The organism is Citrobacter sp. wls827 (genome assembly GCF_005280875.1).
In the GTDB taxonomy this organism is placed as follows: Bacteria; Pseudomonadota; Gammaproteobacteria; order Enterobacterales; family Enterobacteriaceae; genus Citrobacter; species Citrobacter youngae.
The window spans coordinates 100,724-106,762 of the sequence record NZ_SZWR01000024.1 but is presented as its reverse complement, the minus strand read 5'-3'; the positions used below and the strand labels follow the sequence as shown (position 1 = coordinate 106,762).

The window sequence follows — 6,039 nt, the reverse complement described above, 5'->3', positions numbered from 1 at the left end:
GGCGGGGTAACATCCGCCGCCGCTATGAATCGACTATGCGTTGGAGTAGCGTTCGGTTTCCGGCATCCAGCGCTCAATCAGCGCCACCGCCTGCTGCGGATAACGTTCGTGAATATGGCGAGCAATGCGCTGAACTTCCGGGATAATTGCCTGATCACGCAGTAAATCTGCGACCTTGAATTCTGCCGTTCCGGTCTGGCGAGTACCTAACAGCTCGCCGGGGCCGCGAATCTCTAAATCTTTTTGCGCAATCACGAACCCGTCGTTGCTGTCTCGCAGAACCTGTAAGCGTTTCTGCGCGGTTTTAGACAGCGGTGATTTGTACAGCAGGACGCAGTGGGAGGCCACCGCGCCACGACCTACGCGGCCACGTAGCTGATGCAGCTGGGCCAGGCCCAGGCGCTCCGGGTTTTCAATAATCATCAGGCTGGCGTTTGGCACGTCCACGCCCACTTCAATCACCGTGGTGGCAACCAGCAGATGCAGTTCACCCTGCTTAAAGGCTGCCATTACTGACTGCTTCTCGGCGGGCTTCATACGGCCGTGTACCAGGCCAATATTGAGTTCTGGCAGCGCCAGTTTAAGCTCTTCCCACGTCGCTTCTGCCGCCTGAGCTTCTAACAGATCAGACTCTTCAATCAGCGTACAGACCCAGTATGCCTGACGCCCCTCGTGGGTACAGGCGTTGCGCACGCGATCAATGATGTCGCTGCGGCGGGTATCCGGAATCGCCACCGTGGTGACCGGGGTGCGTCCCGGTGGGAGTTCATCAATTACTGAGGTGTCGAGATCGGCATAGGCGGTCATCGCCAGGGTGCGCGGAATCGGCGTGGCGGTCATGATGAGCTGGTGCGGGTGGAAACCCTGCTGCTGGCCTTTCTCCCACAGCGCCAGACGCTGATGCACCCCGAAGCGGTGCTGTTCGTCGATGATAACCAGTGCCAGACCGTTGAACTGAACCTGTTCCTGGAAAATTGCATGAGTACCGACAATCATCTGCACCTGACCGCTGGCAATGGCTTCCTGTTGCGCCTGGCGCGCTTTGCCTTTCTGTTTACCTGCCAGCCAGCCTACTTCAACGCCCAGCGGCGCGAACCAGCTGCGGAAGTTATTCGCATGTTGTTCAGCCAATAATTCGGTGGGGGCCATCAGCGCAACCTGCTTACCATGTGCGATAGCGCGCAGGGCGGCTAACGCCGCAACCAGCGTTTTACCGGAGCCGACATCACCCTGTACCAGGCGCATCATTGGGACATCCAGTGCCATATCACGTTCGATCTCAGCGGTAACGCGGGCCTGTGCACCGGTCGGTTTAAATGGTAGCGCCGCCAACAGCTTATCTTTCAGCGCATTGTTTGCGCTCAGCGGCTGGGCATGAAAACGCTGCGCCCCGGCGCGTAATGCCAGCATGCTGAGATTATGCGCCAGCAGTTCTTCGAGAATCAGACGTCGCTGCGCCGGATGTTGTCCTGTTTCCAGATCGCTGAGTTGCAGCGACGGTGGGGGGCGGTGCAACGTGCGCAGTGCTTCGGGCAGGCTCATCATGCCCTGTAACAGCTCTGGTGGCAGCAGTTCGGCAATGGCGCAGGTATCGAGCAGATCCAGTGCCTGATCGGTCAGCTTGCGCAGCGTGGCCTGCTTCACGCCTTCGGTTGTCGGGTAAACCGGAGTGAGAGTTTCCTGCAATTCCGGCGTGCTGAGATCGCCCTGCACGCGGTATTCCGGGTGGATCATCTCTGCGCCGTATTTCCCGCGTTTGGCTTCGCCATAGGCCAGTACCCGACGCCCGGTGGCGAGACTGTTTTTCATTGCTGCGCTGAAATTGAAAAAGCGCATGGTGAGAATGCCGGAACCATCGCTGATCTGACAGGTCATCATCCGGCGACCGCCAAAGGTGATATTGCAGTTCAGCACTTCGCCTTCAACGGTGGCATAGACGCCCGGCAGCAGTTCGCCGATAGGGTAAAGATGAGTACGGTCTTCGTAACGCAGGGGGAGGTGTAGCAGGAGGTCCTGTACGGTGTGCAGGCCAATTTTCGCCAGTTTACTGCTTTGCGCTGCGCCAACGCCGGTCAGAGAGTTGAGTGGGATGGCATCCAGTAAACGGCCTTTCATCGCGTTTATCTCGCAGACTGCATAGTGGCCCACCACGTTGCATCGGCTTCGATTTCGCCCTGCGTGTTTACGTGAGGGTAGGGAAGGCCTTTGCGCTTAGCGACATTCGCCAGCACAGGATAACCGCCTTCAAACAGTAAGCGCTGTTGCTCGTCTTGTGGCAGCATGCTGTTTTCTCGTCGGTACATCCCAGCGTTTTGCCGCTGGCGTTGTGCTTCGTACAGAATCAGCGCGGAGGCGACCGAAACGTTCAACGACTGCACCATGCCAGTCATAGGAATGATGATATCCTGATCCGCCAGATCCAACGCTTCCTGAGTGATGCCGGTTTTCTCCTGGCCCATCAGGATGCAGGTGGGGCGAGTGTAATCAATCTCGCGAAAATCCACGGCTTTATCTGACAGATGAGTTGCCAGAACCTGCATGCCGCGGTTTTTTAAATGTGTGACCGCATCGCCAATAGTAAGGTGAGTTTTCACCTGCACCCAACTGTTGCTGCCTGCGGCAGAAGAGGCCATGGTGCGCATACGACTACCCGGCCAGACGGCGTGGACTTCATGCACGCCGACCGCATCTGCAGTACGAATGATAGCGGAAACGTTATGAGGCTTGTGGACCTCTTCCATGCAGACGGTCAGATCGGGCTGACGACGTGCGAGCATTTCGCGGATACGTGCATAGCGCTGTTCATTCATAAAACGTGTTCTAGTTACGGTTACGGGTGACTTTTATCACGTCCGGCATGACGCGGATTTTGCGCATGATATTTGCCAGGTGTACGCGATCGCGAGCGGTCAAGCGAATAAAGGCGCTATAGACGCGACCATCTTTCTCTTCCGTATTCAGACTTTGAATATTGGAGGTGGTCGTGTTAATTGCCGCCGTCAGGTTCGCCAGAGCACCCTGGTGGTTAAACATATCCACCTTAATCTCGGTGATGAATTCCTGCTCTGTTTCTTTATCCCATTCCACCGCCATAAATTTCTCTGGCTCTTTCTGGTAGCCACGAATATTACGGCAGGACTCATGGTGGATCACCAGACCTTTACCCGGACTGACGTGGGCAATGATGGGATCGCCTGGAATTGGACGGCAGCATTTCGCGAAGGTGATCAGCACGCCGTCTGCGCCTTTGATCGGCAGATGGCCATGGCCAGATTGCGCTGGCACGTTTGCCGTTGCTTCGCCCTGCTGGAGGTTTTTCGCAACCACCACGCTCATGGCGTTACCCAGACCGATTTCTGCGAGCAGATCGTCAAGCGTGGCGAGCTTCATGCGCTCAAGCTCACGCTGGATGCTCTCTGGCGGGATCTCAGCCAGTTTACGGCTACCGCCCAGTGCATGGTTGAGCAGTCGACGACCCAGACTCACGGAATCATCGCGCTTGAGGTTTTTCAGCAACTGGCGAATTTTGGCGCGCGCTTTCGAACTGACGACGAAGTTGAGCCATGCTGCATTCGGGCGCGCACCCGGGGCGGTAATAATCTCAACTGTCTGACCGCTAAAGAGCGGTTGTGAAAGCGGGTAAGGCTGTCTGTCGACGCGCGCGCCGACGCAGGCGTGACCGATATCGGTATGCACGGCGTAGGCGAAGTCGACAGGCGTTGCACCGGCAGGCAGTTCAACAATGCGCCCTTCCGGTGTGAAAACATAAATCTCATCCGGGAAGAGATCAGATTTGACGCTTTCAATAAATTCAAATGAGCTACCGGCGCTCTGCTGCAGTTCCAGCAGGCTTTGCATCCAGCGCTGAGCGCGGATTTGTGCGGTGGTGCTGCTTTCGCCGCCGTGTTCTTTGTAAGCCCAGTGCGCTGCGACACCCATCTCTGCCATCTGGTCCATGTCTTCAGTACGAATCTGTACTTCAACCGGAACGCCGTGAGGGCCGATCATTGAGGTGTGCAAAGACTGATATCCGTTCGCTTTTGGAATGGCGATATAGTCTTTCACGCGACCAGGACGTGGTTTGTACAGGCTATGCATCTGGCCGAGTACGCGATAGCAGGTATCGGAATCATGAACGATAACGCGAAAAGCGTAGATATCCATGATGGAGTGAAAACGCTGCTCTTTGAGCACCATTTTGCAGTAGATAGAGTACAGGTGCTTCTCACGCCCACTTACGCGACACGGAATGCCTGCCTCCTGCAAACGCCCTTCGATTTCCGAGAGGATTTTTTGGATCATCTCTTTACGGTTGCCGCGAGCGGCTTTAACCACTTCTTTAATCACGCGATAGCGGTTCGGGTACAGTGCTTCAAAACCCAGCTCTTCCAGCTCGGTTTTAATGTGATGAATACCTAAACGGTGTGCCAGCGGACTATAGATTTCGAGGGTTTCACGGGCGATGCGGCGACGCTTGTCCGGGCGTAATGAGCCCAGCGTGCGCATATTGTGGGTACGGTCAGCAAGTTTGATGAGAATGACGCGGATATCCTGCACCATCGCCATAATCATCTTGCGAAAGTTTTCAGCTTGCGCCTCTTTCTTATCGCGAAACTTAAGCTTATCAAGCTTCGATACCCCCTCTACCAGCTCTGCAACGCTTTTACCAAAAAGCTGTTCCATGTCCTGGTAGGTGGCTGGGGTATCTTCAATCACGTCATGCAGCAGCGCGGCCATCAGCGTTTCGTAGTCGAGTTTCATCTCGGCCAGAATGCAGGCTACCGCTACCGGGTGCGTGATATAGGGTTCACCGCTTGAACGTGTCTGGCCCTCGTGAGCGTCACGTGCAACGAGATACGCCTGCCGAAGACGCTTAATCTGGTCTTCCGGCAGGTAGTTTTGAATCAACTGATTCAGGCTTTCAAACAGATACAAGGGCGACCCGCTTTGTGATTAACGACGACCTTCAGCAATAGCGGTAACGGCTTGTAATTCAGCGGCTTCCTGCTCTTGCTGTTCCTGGCGCTCACGCACGTCGAGGATCTGGTTGTTGATCAGACCTTCTTCGATTTCGCGCAGCGCGATAACGGTAGTTTTATCGTTTTCTTCCGGTACGAGCGGATCCTTTCCGCCTACCTGCATCTGACGAGCGCGACGCGCGGCGACCAGTACCAGGTCAAAACGGTTACCAATTTTCTCTACAGCGTCCTGAACAGTTACGCGTGCCATACTTAAAATGCTCCACAGGTGAAGAAATGACTGGGCATGATACTGAATGTGGGTTCAGTCTGCCAACAGTTTGCTGATTAAAGCGTCATGACGCTGCTTTTGGCGGCTCATGCGCAGACGTTCGGCGCGAATGATGGTTTTCAAATCGCCCAGGGCGGTATCGAAATCATCGTTCACAATAAGATAATCATATTCGGCGTAATGGCTCATTTCTGCAACAGCTTGCGCCATACGTTTTGCTATCACGTCTTCGCTATCCTGACCGCGGCCACGCAGACGGCGATCCAACTCAATCTTAGATGGCGGCAAAATAAAAATACTGCGCGCATGCGGCATTTTTTGACGAATTTGCTGCGCACCTTGCCAGTCGATATCTAAAAAGACGTCTACGCCGGATGCCAATACTTGCTCAATGGTTTCACGTGAGGTGCCGTAGTAATTACCGAAAACCTCCGCGTGTTCCAGGAACGCGTCTCTGCCAATCATGGTTCTGAATTCATCATGGTTCACAAAGAAATAGTGTTCACCGTGCACTTCCCCCGGGCGCGGTGCGCGCGTGGTGTGCGAAACAGAAACCTGGGTGTCATACAACGGTTGGGTCTTTAATAAAGCCTGAATCAGGCTGGATTTACCCGCGCCACTGGGGGCAGAAACAATATAAAGCGTGCCTTGAGCCATGAGTATCTTAATGTATGTGATTGTCGAAAGAGAGCCTACATACGGGCTTATTATACACGTAGCCGCTTTGCTACGTAGCCTTTGTCACACTTTTTGCGCATGTTTATTGCGTTTTGCGTACCAGTTTCCTGT

General features: G+C 54.6%; 5 protein-coding genes. All 5 read right to left on the bottom strand.

Annotated elements, in window-relative coordinates:
* Positions 1 to 33: 33 nt before the first annotated feature.
* Genes recG through gmk form a run of 5 tightly spaced genes read right to left on the bottom strand, consistent with a single transcriptional unit; the run spans position 34 to position 5,907 of the window.
* On the bottom strand, positions 34 to 2,115 hold the full coding sequence (recG, locus tag FDX03_RS20915) for an ATP-dependent DNA helicase RecG (protein ID WP_137346524.1): 2,082 nt from the start codon (positions 2,113 to 2,115) through the stop codon (positions 34 to 36).
* A gap of 5 nt (positions 2,116 to 2,120) precedes the next feature.
* Positions 2,121 to 2,810, bottom strand: coding sequence for a tRNA (guanosine(18)-2'-O)-methyltransferase TrmH (trmH, locus tag FDX03_RS20910; protein ID WP_003837594.1), 690 nt, complete (start codon positions 2,808 to 2,810; stop codon positions 2,121 to 2,123).
* 10 nt (positions 2,811 to 2,820) lie between these two features.
* Positions 2,821 to 4,935, bottom strand: a complete 2,115-nt coding sequence (gene spoT, locus FDX03_RS20905) for a bifunctional GTP diphosphokinase/guanosine-3',5'-bis pyrophosphate 3'-pyrophosphohydrolase (RefSeq protein ID WP_003024038.1) — start codon at positions 4,933 to 4,935, stop codon at positions 2,821 to 2,823.
* Between the two features lie 18 nt (positions 4,936 to 4,953).
* Positions 4,954 to 5,229: a DNA-directed RNA polymerase subunit omega gene (rpoZ, locus tag FDX03_RS20900; protein ID WP_000135058.1), complete on the bottom strand. Its 276-nt coding sequence runs from the start codon at positions 5,227 to 5,229 to the stop codon at positions 4,954 to 4,956.
* Positions 5,230 to 5,283: 54 nt separating this feature from the next.
* On the bottom strand, positions 5,284 to 5,907 hold the full coding sequence (gene gmk, locus FDX03_RS20895) for a guanylate kinase (RefSeq protein ID WP_019078035.1): 624 nt from the start codon (positions 5,905 to 5,907) through the stop codon (positions 5,284 to 5,286).
* Between the last annotated feature and the right edge of the window lie 132 nt (positions 5,908 to 6,039).

Bases quoted from the DNA above. Each gene is read 5' to 3' on its own strand.
- recG (WP_137346524.1), bottom strand. From the start codon at position 2,115: ATGAAAGGCCGTTTACTGGATGCCATCCCACTCAACTCTCTGACCGGC.
- trmH (WP_003837594.1), bottom strand. From the start codon at position 2,810: ATGAATGAACAGCGCTATGCACGTATCCGCGAAATGCTCGCACGTCGT.
- rpoZ (WP_000135058.1), bottom strand. From the start codon at position 5,229: ATGGCACGCGTAACTGTTCAGGACGCTGTAGAGAAAATTGGTAACCGT.
- gmk (WP_019078035.1), bottom strand. From the start codon at position 5,907: ATGGCTCAAGGCACGCTTTATATTGTTTCTGCCCCCAGTGGCGCGGGT.